14 protein-coding genes are annotated in these 22,062 nt (G+C 72.6%); 2 read left to right on the top strand and 12 right to left on the bottom strand.

Translation table 11 applies throughout. From position 1 onward, the window contains the following. Window positions 1–44: 44 nt before the first annotated feature. From serA to K7862_RS35300, 6 genes are all read right to left on the bottom strand, one after another. Window positions 45–1,637 (bottom strand): phosphoglycerate dehydrogenase, encoded by a 1,593-nt coding sequence (gene serA / locus K7862_RS35325; protein ID WP_222969535.1) that lies wholly within the window; start codon window positions 1,635–1,637, stop codon window positions 45–47. Between the two features lie 284 nt (window positions 1,638–1,921). Next, a complete protein-coding gene (ilvC, locus tag K7862_RS35320) occupies window positions 1,922–2,920 on the bottom strand; it encodes a ketol-acid reductoisomerase (RefSeq protein ID WP_222969533.1) in 999 nt (332 codons plus the stop codon). Window positions 2,921–2,994: 74 nt separating this feature from the next. Beyond that, window positions 2,995–3,522, bottom strand: coding sequence for an acetolactate synthase small subunit (gene ilvN, locus K7862_RS35315; protein WP_222969530.1), 528 nt, complete (start codon window positions 3,520–3,522; stop codon window positions 2,995–2,997). Between the two features lie 135 nt (window positions 3,523–3,657). Continuing rightward, window positions 3,658–5,529 carry an acetolactate synthase large subunit gene (locus tag K7862_RS35310; RefSeq protein ID WP_222969528.1) on the bottom strand — a complete coding sequence of 624 codons (1,872 nt, stop codon included), beginning with the start codon at window positions 5,527–5,529 and terminating at the stop codon, window positions 3,658–3,660. Between the two features lie 226 nt (window positions 5,530–5,755). After that, window positions 5,756–8,608, bottom strand: coding sequence for a putative bifunctional diguanylate cyclase/phosphodiesterase (locus K7862_RS35305; RefSeq protein ID WP_222969526.1), 2,853 nt, complete (start codon window positions 8,606–8,608; stop codon window positions 5,756–5,758). Window positions 8,609–8,987: 379 nt separating this feature from the next. Beyond that, on the bottom strand, window positions 8,988–9,911 hold the full coding sequence (locus tag K7862_RS35300) for a 2-hydroxyacid dehydrogenase (protein WP_308012352.1): 924 nt from the start codon (window positions 9,909–9,911) through the stop codon (window positions 8,988–8,990). 219 nt (window positions 9,912–10,130) lie between these two features. Here K7862_RS35300 and K7862_RS35295 point away from each other — a divergent pair, with 219 nt between their 5' ends. After that, complete coding sequence (locus K7862_RS35295) at window positions 10,131–11,135, top strand: aldo/keto reductase (protein WP_222969523.1); 1,005 nt, start codon at window positions 10,131–10,133, stop codon at window positions 11,133–11,135. A gap of 183 nt (window positions 11,136–11,318) precedes the next feature. Then, on the top strand, window positions 11,319–12,524 hold the full coding sequence (locus K7862_RS35290; RefSeq protein ID WP_308012351.1) for a PQQ-dependent sugar dehydrogenase: 1,206 nt from the start codon (window positions 11,319–11,321) through the stop codon (window positions 12,522–12,524). Between the two features lie 115 nt (window positions 12,525–12,639). Here K7862_RS35290 and K7862_RS35285 read toward each other — a convergent pair whose 3' ends face one another. The 6 genes from K7862_RS35285 to gatA all read right to left on the bottom strand — a co-directional run bounded on the left by K7862_RS35285 (window position 12,640) and on the right by gatA (window position 22,018). Next, window positions 12,640–15,639: a helix-turn-helix transcriptional regulator gene (locus tag K7862_RS35285; protein ID WP_222969521.1), complete on the bottom strand. Its 3,000-nt coding sequence runs from the start codon at window positions 15,637–15,639 to the stop codon at window positions 12,640–12,642. A gap of 98 nt (window positions 15,640–15,737) precedes the next feature. Then, on the bottom strand, window positions 15,738–15,989 hold the full coding sequence (locus K7862_RS35280; RefSeq protein ID WP_222969519.1) for a hypothetical protein: 252 nt from the start codon (window positions 15,987–15,989) through the stop codon (window positions 15,738–15,740). 274 nt (window positions 15,990–16,263) lie between these two features. Further along, window positions 16,264–18,534: an MMPL family transporter gene (locus tag K7862_RS35275; protein WP_222969517.1), complete on the bottom strand. Its 2,271-nt coding sequence runs from the start codon at window positions 18,532–18,534 to the stop codon at window positions 16,264–16,266. Between the two features lie 176 nt (window positions 18,535–18,710). Beyond that, complete coding sequence (gene gatB / locus K7862_RS35270; RefSeq protein ID WP_222969515.1) at window positions 18,711–20,219, bottom strand: Asp-tRNA(Asn)/Glu-tRNA(Gln) amidotransferase subunit GatB; 1,509 nt, start codon at window positions 20,217–20,219, stop codon at window positions 18,711–18,713. Between the two features lie 27 nt (window positions 20,220–20,246). Continuing rightward, window positions 20,247–20,528, bottom strand: a complete 282-nt coding sequence (locus tag K7862_RS35265) for a hypothetical protein (RefSeq protein WP_372461726.1) — start codon at window positions 20,526–20,528, stop codon at window positions 20,247–20,249. Beyond that, on the bottom strand, window positions 20,525–22,018 hold the full coding sequence (gatA, locus tag K7862_RS35260) for an Asp-tRNA(Asn)/Glu-tRNA(Gln) amidotransferase subunit GatA (RefSeq protein WP_222969513.1): 1,494 nt from the start codon (window positions 22,016–22,018) through the stop codon (window positions 20,525–20,527). The genes K7862_RS35265 and gatA overlap by 4 nt, the downstream gene beginning before the upstream one ends. Window positions 22,019–22,062 lie beyond the last annotated feature (44 nt).

Genomic DNA, 22,062 nt, shown 5'->3' with positions numbered 1-22,062 from the left:
TGTGTTGACGCCGAGGGCGCCTGAGCTCGGCTGATGCTGCCGGATCAGTCCGTCAGGTTGACCGCGCGGGCCGAGGTGGCGCCGATCTCGTCGGCGATGTCGGCGAGGACGCCGGCCGGGATCGTGCTGTCGACGGTGAGGGCGACCAGCGCCTGGCCGCCGGCGGCGGCGCGCGCGACCTGCATGCCGGCGATGTTGACGTCGACCTCGCCGAGGATGCGGCCGATGGTGCCGACGACACCCGGTCGGTCGCCGTAGCCCAGGAAGGCCATGTGGTCGGCGAGCGCCAGGTCGACGTCGTACTCGCCGACCGCGACGATCTTCTGCAGGTGCTTGGGACCGGCCAGTGTGCCGGAGACCGAGACCTCGCTGCCGTCGGCCAGGGTGCCGCGCACGGTGACCAGGTTGCGGTGGTTGGGCGACTCGCTGCTGGTCGTCAGGCGCACCTCGACACCGCGCTCCTGCGCGAACAGCGGCGCGTTCACGTAGCTCACGGTCTCGGCCACGACGTCCTCGAACACGCCCTTGAGCGCGCTGAGTTCGAGGATCTTGACGTCGTGCTGGGTGATCTCGCCGCAGACCTCGACGTCGAGCCGGGCGGCGACCTCGCCGGCCAGCGCGGTGAAGATCCGGCCGAGCTTCTCGGCCAGCGGCAGGCCCGGCTTGACGTCCTCGGCGATGACACCGCCCTGGACGTTGACGGCGTCCGGTACCAGTTCGCCGGCGAGCGCCAGGCGCACCGACTTGGCGACCGCGATGCCGGCCTTCTCCTGCGCCTCGTCGGTGGAGGCGCCCAGGTGCGGGGTGGCCACCACGTTGTCGAACTGGAAGAGCGGCGAGTCGGTGCAGGGCTCCTTGGCGTAGACGTCCAGCCCCGCGCCGGCGACCCGGCCCTCCTTGAGCGCGGAGGCCAGCGCCTCCTCGTCGACGATCCCGCCGCGCGCGGCGTTGACGATGCGCACCGACGGCTTGACCTTGTGCAGCGCCTCGTCGCCGATGAGGCCGAGGGTCTCGGGCGTCTTGGGCAGGTGCACGGTGATGAAGTCGGAGGCCTCGAGCAGCTCGTCGAGGGTCAGCAGCTTGACGCCCATCTGCGCTGCCCGGACGGGCTGCACGTAGGGGTCGTAGGCGACGATCTTCATGCCGAACGCGGCCATGCGCTGGGCGACCAGGACGCCGATGCGGCCCAGGCCGACCACGCCGAGGGTCTTCTCGCTGAGCTCCACGCCCGTGTACTTGTTCCGCTTCCACTCCCCCGCCTTCAGCGCCGCGTTGGCGGGCGCGATGTTGCGGGCGGTGGCGACGATCAGGCCGCAGGCCAGCTCGGCGGCGGTGACGATGTTGGAGGTCGGGGCGTTGACGACCATCACACCGGCTTTGGTGGCGGCGGCGACGTCGACGTTGTCCAGGCCGACGCCCGCGCGGGCCACGACCCGCAGTTTGCGGGCGCCCGCGATGGCCTCGGCGTCGACCTTGGTGGCGCTGCGGATCAGGATCGCGTCGACGTCGGTGATCGCGGAGAGGAGCTCGGCTCGGTCCGCTCCGTTGCAGTGCCGGATCTCGAAGTCCGGGCCGAGCGCGTCCACCGTGGCCGGCGACAGCTCTTCTGCGATGAGTACGACAGGCTTCTGGCTCACGTGGTCCTCACTTGTCCTTCGTGGGCGGCCGGTCCCGTGCGACCGCTCCAGGGAGGCGGGGTGGGCAGGGCCCACCAGGCGGGGTTGTGGCATGCCGCGTGGAAGACGCACGACGCTGTGAGCCTGACGCGCTTGTTAACGAAGTGTATCGGCGGGGTTCCTCGGCGCCTTCGCCGAAATGGAAGGATCACCCGCAAGGGTTGCGTCGCTTCGTACAAACCCCGTACCGGATAGTGGTCAGAGCTCTGTACGAAGCGACGCGTCCCGGCGCGTCCGGGTGAGGCCTACGCCTCTTCGTCCACCCAGCTCATCAGCTTGCGGAGCTTCTTGCCGGTGGTCTCCAGCAGGTGGTTCTCGTCGGCCTTCTTGTACTCGTTGTACTTCGGCAGGCCGGCGTTGTACTCGGCGATCCAGTTGTTGGCGAAGGTGCCGTCCTGGATCTCGCCGAGGACCTTCTTCATCTCGGCCTTGGTCTGGTCGGTGATGATCCGCGGGCCGGTGACGTAGTCGCCCCACTCGGCGGTCTCGGAGACCGACCAGCGCATCTTCTCCAGGCCGCCCTCGTACATCAGGTCCACGATGAGCTTGAGCTCGTGCAGGCACTCGAAGTACGCGATCTCCGGCTGGTAGCCGGCCTCGACCAGGGTCTCGAAGCCCGCCTTGACCAGCGCGGAGGTGCCGCCGCAGAGCACCGCCTGCTCGCCGAAGAGGTCGGTCTCGGTCTCCTCGGTGAAGGTGGTCTTGATGACGCCGGCGCGGGTGCCGCCGATGCCCTTGGCGTAGGACAGGGCCAGCGCGAACGCGTTGCCGGTCGCGTCCTGCTCGACGGCCGCGATGCACGGGACGCCGCGGCCCTCCTCGTACTGGCGGCGCACCAGGTGGCCGGGGCCCTTGGGGGCGACCATGCAGACGTCCACGCCGGCCGGCGGCTTGATGAAGCCGTAGCGGATGTTCAGGCCGTGGCCGAAGAAGATGGCGTCGCCGTCCTTGAGGTTGTCCTTGATGGACTCCTCGTAGACGCGGGCCTGGATCGGGTCCGGCACCAGGATCATGATGACGTCGGCCTCGGTGGCGGCCTCGGCGACCGTCACCACACGCAGACCCTGCTCCTCGGCCTGCGCCGTGGACTTGGAACCCTCGTGCAGACCGACGCGCACGTCGACGCCCGAGTCACGCAGCGACAGCGCGTGGGCGTGGCCCTGGCTGCCGTATCCGATGACCGCGACCTTGCGGCCCTGGATGATGGACAGGTCGGCGTCGTCGTCGTAGAACAGCTCGGCCACTTCGGGTCTCTCCTTGGATCGGGTTGTACGGCCCACGTTACGACCGGTGGGCGGATGGGGGTTCGGGGATCTCGCTATGCGGATCGGTCGAGCGCGCGCAGCGAGCGGTCGGTGATGGAACGGGCACCGCGGCCGATGGCGATGGTGCCGGACTGGACGAGCTCCTTGATGCCGAACGGCTCCAGCATCTTGAGCATGGCCTCCAGCTTGTCGGCGCTGCCGGTGGCCTCGATCGTGACGGCCTCCGGGGAGACGTCGACGGTCTTGGCGCGGAAGAGCTGCACGATCTCGACGACCTGCGAGCGGGACTCGTTGTCGGCGCGGACCTTCACCAGAACGAGTTCACGGGCGACGGCCGCCGAGGCGTCCAGCTCGACGATCTTCAGCACGTTGACCAGCTTGTTGAGCTGCTTGGTGACCTGCTCCAGCGGCAGTTCGTCGATGACGTTCACGACGATGGTGATGCGGGAGATGTCGGGGTGCTCGGTGGTGCCGACGGCGAGGGAGTCGATGTTGAAGCCGCGCCGGGAGAACAGGGCCGTGATCCGGGCCAGGACGCCGGGCTTGTTCTCCACCAGGACGGACAGCGTGTGCTTGGACATGGGGTGGTCTTCCTTAGGTCTCTGCAGGTCTCTGCCGTTCGCGGTGGTCAGTCGACCCTGCCTTGGTCGGACTTCCTGCTCGCTCCCTCCGCGGACGGCCTCGTTCCTCGGCCGGCCACTACGGGAGCTCGGGCGTCAGTCCTCCGCCCCGTCGCTGAAATCGGGCCGCACGTCCCGCGCCGCCATGATCTCGTCGTTGGAGGTGCCGGCGGCGACCATCGGCCACACCATGGCGTCCTCGTGGACGATGAAGTCCACGACGACCGGGCGGTCGTTGATGGCGTTGGCCTCGGCGATGACCTTGTCCAGCTCGTCGGGCGACTCGCAGCGCAGACCCACGCAGCCCATGGCCTCGGCCAGCTTGACGAAGTCCGGCACGCGGGTGCCGCGGTTCTGGATCGAGCCGACGCCGCGGGTGGATCCCGGGACGCCCTCGGCGCCGTCGTGCAGCACGGTGTTGGAGAAGCGCTCGCCGTAGAAGAGGTTCTGCCACTGGCGGACCATGCCCAGGGCGCCGTTGTTGATGATGGCGACCTTGATCGGGATGTTGTTGAGCGCGCAGGTGGTGAGTTCCTGGTTGGTCATCTGGAAGCAGCCGTCGCCGTCGATGGCCCACACCGTCGCCTCCGGGCGGCCGGCCTTGGCGCCCATCGCGGCGGGCACCGCGTAGCCCATCGTCCCGGCGCCGCCGGAGTTGAACCAGGTGCCGGGCTTCTCGTAGTTGATGAACTGCGCGGCCCACATCTGGTGCTGGCCGACGCCCGCCGCGTACAGCGTGTTCTCCGGCGCGAGCTGCCCGATCCGCTCGATGACCTGCTGCGGGGACAGGCTGCCGTCGTCCGGCACCTCGTAGCCCAGCGGATAGGTGTTGCGCCAGAAGTTCAGGTGCTCCCACCACTCCGAGTAGTCGCCCTTGTGGCCGGCCTCGTGGTCGGCCTGGACGGCGACGATCAGGTCGGCGAGCACCTCGCGGGCGTCGCCGACGATCGGCACGTCCGCGACGCGGTTCTTGGAGATCTCCGCCGGGTCGATGTCGGCGTGCACGACCTTGGCGTGCGGCGCGAAGGTGTCCAGCCGGCCGGTGACGCGGTCGTCGAACCGGGCGCCGAGCGCGACGATCAGGTCGGCCTTCTGCAGGGCGGTGACCGCGGAGACGTCGCCGTGCATGCCGGGCATGCCGACGTGCTGCGGGTGGCTGTCGGGGAACGCGCCGAGCGCCATCAGGGTGGTGGTCACCGGGGCGCCGGTCAGTTCGGCGAGGATCCGCAGCTCGGCGGTGGCGCCGGCCTTCAGGACGCCGCCGCCGACGTAGAGCACCGGGCGGCGGGCCTCGTTGACCAGCCGGGCGGCCTCGCGGATCTGCTTGGCGTGCGGCTTGGTCACCGGGCGGTAGCCGGGCAGGTCCTGCTGCGGCGGCCAGGAGAAGGTGGTCTCGTTCTGCAGCGCGTCCTTGGCGATGTCGACCAGGACCGGGCCGGGACGGCCGGTGGAGGCGATGTGGAAGGCCTCGGCGATGGTGCGCGGGATGTCGTCCGCGTCGGTCACCAGGAAGTTGTGCTTGGTGATCGGCATCGTGATGCCGCAGATGTCCGCCTCCTGGAAGGCGTCCGTGCCGATGGCCTTGGAGGAGACCTGGCCGGTGATCGCGACGATCGGCACCGAGTCCATGTGGGCGTCGGCGATCGGCGTCACCAGGTTGGTGGCGCCGGGGCCCGACGTGGCCATGCACACCCCGACCCTGCCGGTGGCCTGCGCGTACCCGGTGGCCGCGTGGCCGGCGCCCTGCTCGTGGCGGACGAGGACGTGGCGGACCTTCGAGGAGTCCATCAGCGGGTCGTAGGCCGGCAGGATCGCGCCACCCGGGATGCCGAACACCGTGTCGGCGCCGACGGCCTCGAGGGAGCGGATGAGGGACTGGGCGCCCGTCATCCGCTCGGCGGGGGCGGCGGGGGCCGCGGTGCGGGTCCGCGGCTGCGGATGGTGGGACCCGGTGGCCTGCTCGGTCATCTGCGTTCTCTTCTCTCGAAGATGAGGGGCTGAGGGTGGTGGGGGTGAGGGGGTCCGCTGCCCGACACGAGCCGGGCAACAAAAAACCCCTCGTGCCGTGAGGCAAGCGAGGGGAGCGCGCCGGTGGGGTGCGAGGCGGAGTGGGCCTCGGTCAGCCGACGCGCTTTCCAAGTACGAGAATTCGGGTGCGCATGGCCCTGACCTTCCTCCGGTCTCCCCTGGAGTGTCAAGCGGGTGGGACAGGCGTCTCATCATGTGAACGCCTGGCCCGCGGTGGCGGCCCGCAGGAACCGACCTGCTCACGGGCGGTTTCCGGGGCCGGGACGGGATAGGTGCCGCGGGCCAGCGAGCCGCGCAGGCGGGGTTCGTCGAGCGGTCCGGCGAAGGCCATGCCCACCCCCTGCGCGCACCCCAGCTCGCGCAGCGCGTGCACCTGCTCGGGGCGGTCCACGCCGTCGGCGACCGTCCGGATGCCGAGATCCTGGGCGATCCGCAGCAGCCCCCGGGTGATGGTGTGCTGCCGGCCGGCGTCCGCCAGACCGTCCACGAAGCAGCGGTCGAGCTTGACCACGTCCACCGGCAGCGAGCGCAGCGCCGCGAGCGCGCCGTGTCCGCGGCCGAAGCCGCCGAGCGCGATGCGCACGCCGCGGCGGCGCAGCGCGGACAGCCGGCGGCCCAGCTCCTCGTGCGGGATGTGCGGGTCGCCGCCGGGCAGCTCCAGGACCAGGCAGCCGGGCGGCAGCTCGTGCCGGTCCAGCAGGGTTTCCACGGTGCCCGCGGGCAGGTCGCGGTGGAACAGCCGCCGGGCGGAGAGCCGGACGGTGACCGGCACGGGGTGCCCGGCGCCGTACCGCTGCGCGGCCTGCTCCACGGCCTGCTCCAGCAGCCAGCGGGCGGCCGGCTCGGCGGCCCGTCCGCCGCGGTCGTCGGCCGGTTCCGAGCCGAGCAGGAAGTCCGCGGGGGTGGCGGGGAAGTCGCCGGCCGAGCGCCAGCGCGGGTGTGCCTCGACCCCGGCGATCCGGCCGCCGGCGAGTTCGACGACCGGCTGGTGCAGGAGGGTGAGCTCGCCGTCGTGCAGCGCCCTGCGCAGGCGGCCGGCCAGCGCGGTGCGGCGCACCACGTCGGCCTGGAGCTGCGGCGCGTGGAGCTCGACCCGGCCCTTGCCGGCCTGTTTGGCCCGGTACATCGCCAGGTCGGCGTTGCGCATCAGCTCGCTGGGGGTGTCGCCGGTGCGGGCCAGGGCGACGCCGATGCTGGCGCCGACCCGCACCTCGCCGCCCTCGACGCGGTACGGCTGGGACAGCACGTGGCGCAGCCGGTCGGCGATCTCCCGGATCTGCTGCTCGCGCTCGCGGGACTCCTCGTGCCGTGAGGCGAGGCCGGGCCCGCTGATCAGTACCGCGAACTCGTCGCCGCCGAGCCGGGCCGCGGTGTCACCGGAGCGCAGCGCCTCCTGGAGCCGGCGGGCGGCCTGGGTGAGCAGGTCGTCACCGGCCTGATGGCCCGCGGTGTCGTTGACCGCCTTGAAGCCGTCGAGGTCGACGTAGAGCACGGCAGCGCGTCCGTCGGAGGCGCGCCGCCCGCTCAGCGCCTTGCCGAGGCGCTCGGTGAACAGCGCCCGGTTGGGCAGGTCGGTGAGCGGGTCGTGCGAGGCGTTGTGCTGCAACTGGTCCTGCAGGCGCACCCGTTCGGTGACGTCGCGGCTGTTGAAGATCAGGCCGCCCTGGTAGCGGTTGACGCTGGACTCGACGTGCAGCCAGCCCTCCTGGCCGTCGCGCGCGTGGCCCGACCGGATGCGGCACTCGATGCGGGTGGCCGGCTCGTCGCCGGGCGGCGCGGCGAGGAAGCGCCGCACCTCGTGCACGACGCGGCCGAGGTCCGCGGGGTGGATGTGCGCGGCCAGTTCGGTGCCGACGAGCTCCTCCGGGTCGCGCCCGTACACACCCTGCGCGGCGGGAGAGACGTAGCGCAGCACGCCGCTGGGGGCGGCGATCATGATGACGTCGCTCGACCCCTGCACCAGGGAGCGGAAGTGGCTCTCCTTCTGGGCGAGTTCCTGGGTCAGCGCGATGTTGTCGAGCAGCATGATCCCCTGCCGGACCACCAGTGCCATGACCACCGTGCAGCCGGTGAGGAGCACCACGCGGTCGCACTTCTGGCCGGTGATGACGTTGTAGAGGATGCCGAGGGTGCAGACGGCGGCGGCGAGGTACGGCGTGAGCGCGGTGAACGAGCCGGTGACCCGGCGGGTGGCGGACGCGGCCCGGCCCGGCAGGTGGTGCAGCCGGCTGCCGACCCAGGGGGCGTACGCCATCAGCAGCGCGCCGGCGAACCAGCCGGCGTCCAGCACCTGGCCGGAGCGGTAGTGGGCCCGCAGCAGCGGTGAGGTGAACAGCCCGTCGCACAGTACGGTCAGCGCCAGGGCGGCGATCGCGGTGTTCACCGCGGCCCGGTTGGCGGCCGAGCGCCGGAAGTGCAAAGCGAGGACCATGCTCACCAGCACGATGTCCAGCAGCGGATAGGCCAGGGACAGCGCGGTGCGCGCGGTGCTGGGCCCGTCGAGCTGCGCGGTGCGGGCCAGCGCCAGGCTCCAGGACAGGGTGAGCAGCGAGCCGCCGATCAGCCAGGTGTCCAGCGCCAGGCACACCCAGCCGGCCCGGGTCACCGGGCGCTTGGCCAGGACCAGCAGGCCGATCACGGCCGGCGGCGCGAACATCAGGAAGCAGAAGTCGGCGGCGGAGGTGCGCGGCACCGGCTCGCGCAGCACCACCTCGTACCAGCCCCACACGGCGTTGCCGGAGGCGAGCATCGCGGAGGACAGGGCGAAGAGGATCCAGGCGGGGCGGTGCGGTCCCGCCGAGGTGCGGACGTAGATCAGGGCCGAGACGGTGGCCGTCACGGACGCGGCGGAGAGCCCGAAGTCTCCCATGATCAGCGCCAGTTCGCCGGAGCCCCAGCCGAGGGCGGCGCCGGTGGTGTAGCCGGCGCACAGGAGCGCCAGGAGCAGTTGGGGCAGCAGGCCGGTGCGGCCGCCCGCCGGGCGCGCGGGCGCGAGCACCGCCGCCCCGGTGGCCGTCACGGCGCGGTCCCGGGCCGCGTGGTCGAATCGGTGCGCTGGGCCCGCGTGCTGGGATCGTCCGCTCCGCTGTGCATCGCCCGTCGCCCCCCTTGCTCGTCTCACTGGTTCGTTCCGTCCACGCCCCCGTGGTGCGCCGCCGTCAGGGGTGCGGCGCGTCCCCGCTCGGGACGATACACCAGAAATGTCACTCAGGGGTAGGGCAGTTCTACTGAGCGTAACCACAAGGGAGTTGGCGGCAACGGCATGCAGTCACCCCGTGCCGTTCAGTGGTGGTTCAGGGCGCGTTCAGGAACGTTCAGGGGCGCGGGGGCGCGTTCGGAGCGCTCGACGGGCTCGGAACGTTCTGCGGTACCGGCGGCCTCCGGGCCGTCCGGCGCGGTCAGTTGGTGGCGACCACGTTCGCGAGCGGCTCGTCCGCCGCGAAGCGCCGGAGCTGTTCGCGGACCAGTCGCTGGGCGCGCGGCAGGAACGCCGAGGTGCTGCCGCCCACGTGCGGGCTGACGAGGACACCGGGCGCGTGCCACAGCGGGTGGCCGGGCGGCAGCGGCTCGGGATCGGTGACATCCAGTGCCGCGGTCAGCCGGCCCGACTCGGTCTCGGCGAGCAGCGCCTTGGTGTCGACCACCGGCCCGCGGGCGACGTTCACCAGCAGTGCGCCGTCCTTCATCGCGGCCAGGAAGGGCGCGTTGACCAGTCCCCTGGTCTGCTCGGTCAGCGGCGTGGTGAGCACCACGACGTCGGCCGACGGCAGCAGTCCCGGCAGGTCCTCCAGGGCGTGCACCGGCCCGCGTCCGGTCGTCCGCGCGCTGCGCGCGACCCGCGTCACCTCGCACTCGAACGGCAGCAGCCGGTCCTCGACGGCCGCGCCGATCGAGCCGTAGCCGACGATCAGCACCCGGCGGTCGGCCAGCGCGGGGTAGAAGCCCGCGTACCACTTCTCGTTGTCCTGGCCGCGCACGAAGCGCGGGATGCCGCGCAGCGAGGCGAGGATGAGCGCCAGGCTCAGCTCCGCGGTGCTCGCCTCGTGCACCCCGCGGGCGTTGCACAGCCGGACGCCGGACGGGAGTCGGTCCAGGTGCGGCGCGATGTGGTCGACGCCCGCGCTGAGCGTCTGGACCACCTGGACGCGGCGCATGCGCGGCAGCGGGAGCGCGCCGGCCGTCGGGCCCTTCATGTACGGCACGACGTAGAAGACGGCTTCGGCCGGATCGGCGGGGAAGTCGTGGCTGACGCCGTCCCAGTACACGTACCGGAAGGCGTCCGGGAGCCCCTCGATCTCCTCCGGCGGAAGGGAGAGCCACACCTGCGGCCGGTCGTCCGCGGATGCGGGGGCCGCGGACGGCGGGGCGACCGGAACGGGGCTCGGGGCCGGGGTCACGTCGGGGACGGTGGACGGCGTCGGGGTCGCGGACGGGGACGGAGTCGCATCGGGCGTCGAATCAGTCATGGTCAGGAGGCTACGGCTTCTTCCGGCGGGCCGTCCGTGTGGCACAGTAAGGCCGCGCGAGGGAGGTCGGGGTACGTGGAGCGCAGGACGGTCGGGGCGGCGGCACTGGAAGTGGGCGCGGTGGGCCTGGGCTGCATGCCGATGAGCTGGGCCTACAGCACGTCACGGCAGGACGGTGAGGAGTCGCTGCGCGCGGTGCACACCGCGCTGGACCGTGGCACGACGCTGCTGGACACCGCCGACATGTACGGCCCGTTCACCAACGAGCTGCTGATCGGGCGGGTGTTGAAGGAGCGGCGGGCGGACGCGTTCGTCTCCACGAAGTGCGGGCTGCTCGTCGGCGAGCAGCACATCGTGGCCAACGGCCGTCCCGGGTACGTGAAACGGGCCTGCGACGCGTCGCTGCGGCGGCTGCAGACCGACGTCATCGACCTGTACCAGCTCCACCGCGTCGACCCCGAGGTCCCGATCGAGGAGACATGGGGCGCGCTGGCCGAACTGGTCGCGGCGGGCAAGGTGCGGGCGCTGGGGCTGAGCGCGGTCGGCGCGCGCGGCACCCGGTCGCGGGCCCGGCAGGCCGGCGGCCACCTGCACGCCGAGACGCTGCGCCACCTCGCCCGGGCCCAGCAGGTCTTCCCGGTGAGCTGCGTGCAGGCCGAACTGTCGGTGTGGGCGCCGGAGGCGCTGGACGAGCTGCTGCCGTGGTGCGCGGCGCGCGGCGTCGGCTTCCTGGCGGCGATGCCGCTCGGGAACGGCTTCCTGACCGGCACCCTGACGCCGGGCTCCGGCTTCGAGCCGGACGACCTGCGGGCCCGGCATCCGCGGTTCACCGCCGAGATGATGGCCGCGAACCAGCCGATCGTGGCCGGGCTGCGACGGGTGGCCGAGCGGCACGGCGCGACGCCCGCACAGGTGGCGCTGGCCTGGACGCTGGCCCAGGGGCCCGCCGTCGTCCCGGTCCCCGGAGCCAAGACGGCCCGCTGGACGGCCGAGAACGCCGGGGCGGCCGGGCTGGCCCTCACCGACGCGGACCTCGCGGAGATCGCGGAGCTGCCGCCCGCGCGGGGGTCCTGGGACTAGCGCCAGGCCTGGGCGTGATCACCCGGGCCGCCGGAACGCGCGCGGGGTGGGGCGGGTGTGTGGTGTGCTGGACGGGTGAGGACGCGTGTGAGGACGGACGGACGGTGGCACGGGCGCCGGGCTCCGGGCGCGCAGGACGCGCGGGGTGCGGGGCGGAGCCGGGGTGCGCGGGACGCCCGCGCGGTGCGGGGTGCGCTGCGGGGCCGGGGCGCCAGGTCCGCGGGTGCGGCCGCCGCGGCCGGGCTCGTGCTGGTGCTGGGCGGCTGCTCGTCCGGCGGCCACGGGGTCTCGCCTCTGCTCTCACCCTCGGCGAGCAGGGCGTCGGCGACCGCGCGGCCCACCCACGGGACGGCGCCCTCGGCCTCGGCGAGCGCGTCCGCAGCGCCGGTCAAGGGCACCGCCAAGGTCACGGCGACCGTGGCCACCAAGCTCGCCCAGCCCTGGGGCGTGGCCCAACTCCCCGACGGCACCCTGCTGGTGGCGTCCCGCGACAGCGGGAAGATCTCCCGCGTCGACGCGCGCACCGGCGAGGTCACCCCCGTCGGGTCCGTGCCGGGCGTCTCGCACACCCCGGGCGGCGAGGCGGGACTCCTCGGACTGGCTGTCTCCCCCGACTTCGGGTCCGACCACCTGGTCTACGCGTACTTCACCACCGAGTCCGACAACCGCATCGCGCGCATGCTGTACGACCCGACGCGGGCCGAGGGCGAGCAGCTCGGGGCGCCCGACACGATCCTGCGCGACATCCCGATGGGACTCATCCACAACGGCGGGCGGATCGCCTTCGGGCCCGACGGCATGCTGTACGCCGGGACCGGCGAGACCGGGCGGCGCGGGCTCGCCCAGGACGTGACGTCGCTGGCCGGCAAGATCCTGCGGATGACGCCGGACGGCCAGCCGCCCGCGGACAACCCGCTGCCGGGTTCGCTGGTGTACTCCACCGGGCACCGCAACGTCCAGGGGCTCGCCTGGGACCCCCAAGGGCACCTGTGGGCCTCGGAGTTCGGCCAGGACACCTGGGACGAGCTCAACCTCATCAAGCCCGGCGGGAACTACGGGTGGCCGGTGGTGGAGGGGATCGCGCACCGGGCGCCGTACATCGACCCGGTGGTGCAGTGGCACACCGACGAGGCGTCCCCGAGCGGGATCGCGTACGCCGGGGGTTCCATCTGGATGGCCGCGCTCAAGGGGGAGCGGCTGTGGCGGATCCCCCTCGACGGCACGAAGGCGGCGGGGCCGCCGCAGGCGTTCTTCACCGGGAAGTACGGGCGGTTGCGGACGGTGGTGGCGGTGGACGATCACACGATTCTGTTGACGACCAGCAATACGGACGGGCGAGGCCGGCCTCACCCCGGTGATGACCGGATCCTCAAGCTGACCGTCAGCTGAGCGTTGTCCCTCGCGGGGAGCGACCTCGCCGCGTCCCTTACGGCACGCTCCCGGCCCCCGCCCGGCGGACGGTTGCTCGCGCCCTTCCCCGCGCCCCCACTTGCCCCGACCGGGCTCAGGAGGGGAAGAGGGAGAGGCGGTGGGTGAGGGCGGCGGCTTCGCCGCGGGTGGAGACGTCGAGCTTGGCGAGGATGTTGGAGACGTGGACGCTCGCCGTCTTGGGCGAGATGAACAGCTCCTCGGCGATCTGCCGGTTCGTCCGCCCGTCGGCGACGAGCCTGAGCACGTCCCGCTCCCGGGCGGTGAGCCCGAGGGACTCCACGGACGGATGCCCGGGCATCGCCGTACCGTCTCCGGCATCCGGCAGGGGAACCCGCGCCCGGTGGGCGAGTCCGGCCACCGCGGCCGCGAGCGGTCGTGCCCCGGCCCGGACGGCCGCGCCGTGCGCCTCGGCCAGCAGCGCCGCGCCCGGCTCCCGCTCCCCCGCCGCCAGCAGGCACTCCGCGCGGCGCAGCCGGACCTCGGCCAGCTCCAGCGGCCGCTCCTCCGCCGCGAACGCGGCCTCCGCGGCCGCCCACGGCGCCGCGTCCACACCGCCCTCGGCGCGGGCCAGTTCGGCCTCGACCAGCAGCGCGTACGCCGCCGTCACACCGGACGGCTGCGGCAACCGCCCGGCGGCGTCCCGGATCTGGCGCAGCACGTCGCGGTCCGCGCCGTGTTCGTTCGCGGCCTCGGCGGCGGCGCCCGCGGCGAGCAGCGGCCAGCCGTAGCGGGCGGTGCCGGCCGGGAACCCGACCGCGATGCCGGACCTGAGTTCCTGCCGCGCGTCGTCGAAACGGCCCTGTCCGGCCGCCAGCCGGGCGGCCAGCGTGCGCATCGGGATGAGGTGCTGCGGCTGCGTGTCGTGCCGCAGGAGCTCGGCCGCGTCCGCGTGGTGCCGCAGCGCCCGCTCCGGGTCGCCGGTGCCGAGTGCCTGGAACCCGAGCCAGATCTCGATGCCGCCGCGCAGGAAGGTGCGGTCGACCAGCCGGCGGGCCTGGTCCAGGGGGGCCAGCGCCGCCTCGTACCGGCCGGAGGACAGCAGCGACTCGCCCTCGTTGGTGAGCAGCCAGGCGCGGGTGACGTTGGCGACCTTCTCGCCGAGCAGCGCCAGGCCTTCGCGGGCGGTGCGTACCGCCTCGGCGGAGCGGCCGGCGCCCTCCAGCACGGAGGACAGGTTGCCGTAGGTGCGGGCGAGCATGTTGGGCGAGCGGAAGTCGCGCACCAGGGCGCGCACCTCCTCGACGTCGGCGATGCCGCCGTCGATGTCGCCGGAGTCGACCCGCAGCAGCCCGAGGGTGACGCGCGCGTGGAGTTCGGTGTCGCGGTCGCCGGAGCTGCGGGCGAGTTCGACGGCGCGGCCGGCGATCGCGATGCCCTCGGAGCCGGACTTGTGGACCATGATCCAGCCGGCGATCATCGCCATCACCTCGGCGTGCGCGGCGGACGGCGGCAGTCCCCTGACCAGTTCGCGGGCCCGCGACAGCTCCTCCCAGCCGTCGCCGCGCGCCAGGTCCTCGGTCAGCCGGGACCGCTGGGCCCAGAACCAGGCGGCCCGCAGGGGATCGACGGTTCCGGTGCGCTCGATGAGATGGGTGGCGCGCTTGGCGATGGTGTAGGCACGTTCGCGCTCGCCGCTGAGCCGGGCGGCCACGGTGATCTCGGCCAGCAGGTCGAGGAAGCCGAGGGGGGTGGCGGGATCGCACGGGGGGTACGCCTCGGCGTAGTCGATCGGCCGCAGGGCGGAGCGGACGTCCTCCGGGGCGTCCTCCCACAGTTCGAGGGCGCGTTCCAGCAGCCGGTGCTGCTCGGCGTGGGCGTGGCGGTGCCGGGCCTCGACGGAGGCGCGCAGCACGGCGGGCAGCGCGCGGGCGGGGTCGTGCGCGGCGTACCAGTACGTGGCCAGCCGGGCGGCCCGCTCGTCGGCGCGCACCAGACCGGGGTCGGCCTCGATGGCCTCCGCGTAGCGGCGGTTGATGCGGCTGCGTTCGCCGGGCAGCAGGTCGTCGCCGACCGCCTCGCGGACCAGGGAGTGGCGGAAGCGGTAGCCGTCCCCGCTGTCGGTGGGCACCAGGATGTTCGCGCCGACGGCGGTCCGCAGCGCGTCGATGAGCTGGTCCTCACCGAGTCCGGCGATCGCGTCGAGCAGCCGGTACTCGACCGTGTTGCCGCCCTCGGCGACGATCCGGGCGACCCGCTGGGCGTCCTCGGACAGCGCCTCGACCCGGACCAGCAGCAGGTCCCGCAGGGAGTCGCTGATGCCGGTGGGGCACGCGCCGTTCAGGGAGCAGGCGAGCTCCTCGACGAAGAAGGGGTTGCCGTCGGAACGGGCGAAGACCTGGTCGGCGACGGCGTCCTCGGGTTCGACGCCGAGGATCGCGGCGAGCTGCCGGCGGACCTCGGCGCGGGTGAACCGGGACAGCTCTATGCGGTCGACGGTCCGCAGCCGGTCGGTCTCGGCCAGGAACGGCCGCAGCGGATGCCGCCGGTGGATGTCGTCGGCGCGGTAGGTGGCGGCGATCAGCACCCGGGCCCGCTGGAGGGAGCGGAAGAGGTAGGCGAGCAGTTCGCGGGTGGAGCGGTCGGCCCAGTGCAGGTCCTCGACGGCCAGCACGATCGTGCGGTCGGCGCCGAGCCGTTCCAGCAGGCGGACCGTCAGCTCGAAGAGCCGGACCCGGCCGTTCTCGTCGCGCGGGTCGCGCCGGGTGGCGCCCTGCTCGCCCAGTTCGGGAAGCAGCCGTGCCAGTTCGGTCTCCTGGCCGGCCGCCGCGCCGAGCAGTTCGGGGCCGAGGCTGCCGTAGAGGCCGCGCAGCGCGGTGGAGATCGGCGCGAACGGCAGTCCGTCCGCGCCGATCTCCACGCAGGCCCCGACCGCGGCGACGGCCCCCGTGCCCCGCGCCGCCGTCAGGAACTCCTCGGTGAGCCGGGTCTTGCCGACCCCGGCCTCTCCGCCGATCAGCACCGCCTGGGGCTCGCCCCGGTCCGCCGCGGCCAGCGCCGCGGACAGCCGTTTCAGCTCGGCGTCGCGGCCGATGAACACCGGGCTGAGGGACTGTGTCTGCACGCTGCCGAGCATGTCATGCGAGCCCCCCGCGGCGACACCGGTTACCGGCCCGCCGCGGTCCGGGACCGGCGGCGGGCCGGTCACCGGTGCCGCGGGCGGCGCCTCGGCGGTCATGCGGCGCTGTGCGGGTGCAGGGCGCGGTGGAACCGGCCGGTGCCGCGGTGGCCGGCGGCCGCGGCGGCCGGCGTGGCGAGCGTGGCCCCCGCGCCCTCGGCGTCGGTGCGTACCGCCGCGCGGGCCTGGGTGCGGCGGGCGCGGCGCTCGGCGCTGCGCGCGGCCTTGGCGTCCCGTGCGAGCCGCCACTCCTCGGCCTGGCGCTGAAGGTCGTCACGGCGGGTCTGCTGCAGTTCGTAGCTGAACATCGTGGTGTCTCCTTGGAAGTTCTGACCTTTTCGCTGTACTCAGCTTGGTCTCCAAGGGGGGTCCACCACATCGGGCACCTTCCCGAACTTCGGCCCCCGGTACGGCCGCCGACCGCCTCAGCCGGGGCCCGCGGGGTCCTTAGACGCAGGCCCTCCCAGGCAGCCGGACGCCTGAGAGGGCCTTAGGGAAACACGCGCGGGACTAAGGAGGGCCGGGACGGCCTGAGGAGGGCGGGCCGGAAGCCCCTCGGCGGGGGCCGAGGGGCCTCAGGTCCTACAGGTCCGACAAGGACTCGGCCCGCCGTCCCGGGGTGCCCGCCGCCTCGACGCTGGAGTGCTGATCGGGCGCGGGAGGAACCGGCTCCCCGGAGGCCGGCGCCGGGACCGGCGGGACCGCCCGGCTGCGGCACCCCTCGATGCTCAGGCGCGGCAGCCGCCGTTCCAGCCAGGCCGGCAGCCACCAGTTGGCGGCGCCCAGCAGGTGCATCAGCGCGGGCACCAGCAGGGTGCGCAGCACGAACGCGTCCAGGGCCACGGCCGCGGCCAGTCCGATGCCGAACATCGAGATGACGCGGTCGCCGCTGAGCACGAAGGCCAGGAACACGGCGATCATGATGACCGCGGCGGAGTTGATCACCCGGCTGGTCTCGGCCAGCCCGACGCGTACCGATCTGCGGTTGTCGCGGGTCTCCCGCCACTCCTCGTACATCCGGCTGACCAGGAAGACCTGGTAGTCCATGGAGAGCCCGAAGAGCACCGAGACCATGATCACCGGCAGGAAGGGCTCGATCGGGCCGGCCCTGCCGAGGCCGAGCCACTCACTGCCCCAGCCCCACTGGAAGATCGCGGTGACCACACCGAAGGACGCGCCGACCGCCGCGACGTTCATCACCGCGGCCTTCAGCGGGATGCCCAGCGAGCGGAAGGCGAACAGCAGCAGCAGGCAGCCCAGGCCGACGACGGAGCCGACGAACAGCGGGAGCTTGCCGATGATCACATGGGCGAAGTCGTCGTAGCTGGCCGTGGTGCCGCCGACGTACATCTTGAGGTTGGTGCCGTGCTCGGCGAGCGGCAGCACCTCGTGGCGCAGCCGGTCGACCAGCGCGGACGTGGCGTGGGACTGCGGGGAGCTGTCGGGGACGACGGTGATGAGGCCGGTGGTGCCGGCGTGGTCGAAGGCCGCCGGGCTGACACTCGCCACGCCGGCGGTGTGCTCCAGCGTCTTCGGCAGGGCGTCCAGGGCCACCCGGGCGCTCGCGCTGTCGGCGGTGCCGACCAGGGTGAGCGGGCCGTTGGTGCCCGGGCCGAAGCCCTGGGCGAGCAGGTCGTAGGCCTGCCGCGTGGTGGAGCTGGCCGGCCCGTTGCCCTGGTCGGAGGTGCCCAGGTGCAGGGTGAACGTCGGCAGCGCGAGCACCGCCATCACCACGGCGGCCAGGCCGCCGAGCAGCTTGGGGTGCCGTTCCACGAACGCGGACCAGCGGGCGGAGAGCCCGGCCGGCATCTCCGGCTGGGGGCCGTGCTCGTTCAGCACCCGCCGCTCGCGGCGGCTGAGGGCCCGCATGCCGATCAGGCCCAGCAGCGAGGGCAGCAGCGTGATCGAGGCGGCCACGGTGAGCAGCACGGTCAGCGCGGAGGCGACCGCGACGCCGTTGAGGAAGCTGAGCCGCAGGATGAACATGCCGAGCAGGGCCGTGCAGACCGTGCCGCCGGCGAACACCACCGCCCTGCCGGTGGTGGCGACCGCCTCCTCGGCGGCCTGGGCGACGGTCAGACCGCGCTTGAGGCCTCTGCGGTGCCGGGTGACGATGAACAGCGCGTAGTCGATGCCGACGCCCAGGCCGATGAGCATGCCCAGCATCGGCGCGAAGTCCGCCACGGTCATGCCGTGGCCGAGCAGCACGGTGCCCATGTAGGCGGTGCCGCAGCCGACCAGCGCGGTCGCGATGGGCAGCAGCATGGCCGCGAAGGAGCCGAAGGCCAGCAGCAGCACGACGGCGGCGACCGCGACACCGATGATCTCGCTGAGGTGGGCGCTGGAGCCCTCCGTCGAGCCGACGGCCTGCCCGCCCAGCTCTATCTGCAGGCCGGGGCTCTCGGCGGCCTTGGCGGTGTCCACCAGCGCCTGGGCCTGGCCGGGGCTGATGTTCTCGGCGTCGGCGGCGTAGTTCACGCTCGCGTAGGCGATGTGCCCGTCGTGGCTGATCTGCGCGGCGCCGGAGGTGCCGTAGGGGCTGTCGACGGAGATGACCCCGGGGAGGGTGCGGGCCTCGTCGAGGACCTTGTTCATGGTCTGCTCGACCGCGGCGGCCCGGACGGTGCCCTTGTCGGTGTGCCAGACGATCGTGTCGGTGTCGCCGGCCTGCCCGGGGAAGGCCTCCCGCAGCAGGGTCGCCGCGTGGCCGGACTCGGTGCCTGGTGCCTCATAGGTCTTGGAGTACGCGGAGCCGGCTGCTGTTGCGGCGGCGGTGAGGCCGCAGAGGACGGCGAGCCACATGATCACGACGGTGATGCGGCGGTTGAGGCACCACCTGGCGAGTGCGGCCATGCGCAGTTTGTCTCCTGTGAGGCTGCCCGACGAATTGCTGTCACTCTGCCAGCAAAAAGTGATCGATTGGGACTTTCGTGCGCTTCCTCACAAGGGGTAAAAAGCATGTAAGGACGGCACCCTCCAAAGGGGTGCCGTCCTTACAAATGCCTGATGACGGGCGTCTGCCGCCGCTGTCAGCCCTGCACGCCGAGCTTCTCCAGCACCAGCTCGCGCACGCGCTTGGCGTCCGCCTGGCCCCGGGTGAGCTTCATGACCGCGCCGATCAGCGCGCCGGCCGCGGCCAGGTTGCCGCCGCGGATCTTGTCGGCGACCGCGGCGTTGTCCGCGATGGCCTGGTCGACGGCCGCGCCGAGAGCGCTGTCGTCGGAGACGACCTTCAGGCCGCGCTGCTCGACCACCTCGTCCGGCTCGCCCTCGCCGGCCAGCACGCCCTCGATGACCTGGCGGGCCAGCTTGTCGTTGAGGTCGCCCTTGGCCACCAGCGCCGCGACCCGGGCCACCTGCACGGGCGTGATCGGCACCGCGGACAGCTCGGTGCCGGCCTCGTTGGCATGGCGGGCCAGCTCGCCCATCCACCACTTGCGGGCCGAGGCGGCGTCCGCGCCGGCGTCCATGGTGGCGACGATCAGCTCGATCGCGCCGGCGTTGAGCACCGACTGCATCTCGTGGTCGGAGATGCCCCAGTCCTCCTTCAGCCGCTCGCGGCGGACCCGCGGGAGCTCCGGCAGCCCGGCGCGCAGCTCCTCGACCCACTCGCGCGGCGGGGCGATCGGCACCAGGTCGGGCTCGGGGAAGTACCGGTAGTCCTCGGCCTCCTCCTTGATGCGCCCGGAGGTGGTGGAGCCGTCCTCCTCGTGGAAGTGACGCGTCTCCTGCACGATGGTGCCGCCCGAGGAGAGCACCGCGGCGTGCCGCTGGATCTCGAAGCGGGCGGCCCGCTCGACGCTGCGCAGGCTGTTGACGTTCTTGGTCTCGCTGCGGGTGCCGAAGGCCTGCCGCCCCAGCGGGCGCAGCGACAGGTTGACGTCGCAGCGCATCTGGCCCATCTCCATGCGGGCCTCGGACACACCCAGCGCCTTGATCAGCTCGCGCAGCTCGGCCACGTACGCCCGGGCGACCTCGGGAGCACGGCTGCCCGCGCCCTCGATCGGCTTGGTGACGATCTCGATCAGCGGGATGCCGGCCCGGTTGTAGTCCAGCAGCGAGTAGGTCGCTCCGTGGATACGGCCGGTGGCGCCGCCGACGTGGGTGGACTTGCCGGTGTCCTCCTCCATGTGGGCGCGCTCGATCTCCACCCGGAAGACCTCGCCGTCCTCGAGCTGGACGTCCAGATAGCCGTTGAAGGCGATCGGCTCGTCATACTGCGAGGTCTGGAAGTTCTTCGGCATGTCCGGGTAGAAGTAGTTCTTCCGCGCGAAGCGGCACCACTCGGCGATCTCGCAGTTCAGCGCCAGGCCGATCTTGATCGCGGACTCCACGCCGACCGCGTTGACCACGGGCAGCGAGCCGGGCAGGCCCAGACAGGTCGGGCACGTCTGGGAGTTCGGCTCGGCTCCGAGCTCGGTGGAGCAGCCGCAGAACATCTTGGTCTTCGTGCCCAGCTCGACATGGACCTCGAGGCCCATGACCGGGTCGTACGACGCGAGCGCGTCCTCGTACGACAGCAGGTCCGTGACGGTCACAGTTTCCCTCTACCTCTCAGTGGCGGATCAGTCCGCCAGGACATCGTCGTCGTGCTGGCGCAGTTCGCGGATCAGCAGGGCCACGCCGGTGGCCACCGCGGCGACCCGGATGAGGCCGTCCACCAGCTGGAGGGTGTCGTCGTCACCTCGGGCGGCGCGCACCTTCTTGATGTTGCTGAAGGCGGCGAACAGCGTGCTGCCGATGGCCAGGTAGGTGCCGGCCTTGCCCTTCTTGGCCTTGCCCCCCTTGCCGGCCTTGCCGGCCTTGGCGGTGGACGTGCTCGCGATGCTCTTCTTGTCGGTGCTCACAGCTGCGGTGCCTCCTCGAGCAGCGGGTGGCCCCACTTCTTGACGAAGGCGGCCTCGACGGCGGAGCCGACCCGGTAGAGCCGGTCGTCCTTGAGTGCGGGAGCGATGATCTGCAGACCCACCGGGAGACCATCCTCCGGGGCCAGACCGCAGGGCAGCGACATCGCCGCGTTTCCGGCGAGGTTGACCGGGATGGTGCACAGGTCGGCCAGATACATCGCCAGCGGGTCGTCTGCCCGCTCGCCGATCGCGAATGCCGTCGTCGGGGTGGTCGGCGAGATCATGACGTCCACCTGCTCGAACGCCCGCTCGAAGTCCCGCGTGATCAGCGTGCGGACCTTCTGCGCCGAGCCGTAGTAGGCGTCGTAGTAGCCGGAGCTGAGCGCGTAGGTGCCGAGGATGACACGGCGCTTGACCTCGGCCCCGAAGCCCGCCTCACGGGTCAGGGCGGTGACGTCCTCCGCGGAGTGCGAGCCGTCGTCGCCGACCCGCAGGCCGTAGCGCATGGCGTCGAAGCGGGCCAGGTTGCTGGAGCACTCCGACGGCGCGATCAGGTAGTACGCGGCCAGGGCGTAGGTGAACGACGGGCAGGACAGCTCGACGACCTCGGCGCCCAGCTCACGCAGCGTCTCGACGGCCTCGTTGAACCGCTGCAGGACGCCGGCCTGGTAGCCCTCGCCGCTGAACTCCTTGATCACGCCGATCCGCAGGCCCTGCACGTTGCCGCTGCGGGCCGCCTCGACGACCGGGGGCACCGGCGCGTCGATGGAGGTGGAGTCCATCGGGTCGTGGCCGGCGATCACCTCGTGCAGCAGCGCCGCGTCCAGCACGGTGCGGGCGCAGGGGCCGCCCTGGTCGAGGGAGGAGGAGAACGCCACCATGCCGTACCGGGACACCCCGCCGTAGGTCGGCTTGACGCCGACGGTGGCGGTGACGGCCGCGGGCTGCCGGATGGAGCCGCCGGTGTCGGTGCCGATGGCCAGCGGCGCCTGGTAGGAGGCCAGGGCCGCGGCCGAGCCGCCGCCGGAGCCGCCGGGGATCCGGGTCAGGTCCCACGGGTTGCCGGTCGGGCCGTAGGCGCTGTTCTCGGTCGAGGACCCCATGGCGAACTCGTCCATGTTGGTCTTGCCGAGGATCACCACGTCGGCGTCCTTCAGCCGCTTGGTGACGGTCGCGTCGTACGGCGGGATCCAGCCCTCGAGGATCTTCGAGCCGACGGTGGTCGGCACGCCCTCGGTGGTGAAGATGTCCTTCAGCGCCAGCGGGACCCCGGCCAGCGGGCCGAGCGGCTCGCCCGCGGCGCGCTTGGCGTCCACGGCACGGGCCTGGGCCAGGGCGCCCTCACGGTCGACGTGCAGAAAGGCGTGCACCTTCTCGTCGACGGCCTCGATCCGGGCCAGGTGCGCCTCGGTGACCTCGACGGCGGTCAGCTCGCCGGAGGCGATCTTCGCGGCGGTCTCCGCCGCGGTCAGCCGGATGATGTCGGTCACTTCTCGCTCGCTTCTCCGCCTGCGCGGCAAACCCGCGGCTCTGT

Source organism: Actinacidiphila acidipaludis, from assembly GCF_019890725.1.
In the GTDB taxonomy this organism is placed as follows: domain Bacteria; phylum Actinomycetota; class Actinomycetes; order Streptomycetales; family Streptomycetaceae; genus Actinacidiphila; species Actinacidiphila acidipaludis.
Note: the sequence above shows the minus strand (reverse complement) of the source record. Positions and strands in the feature narration are given on the sequence as shown.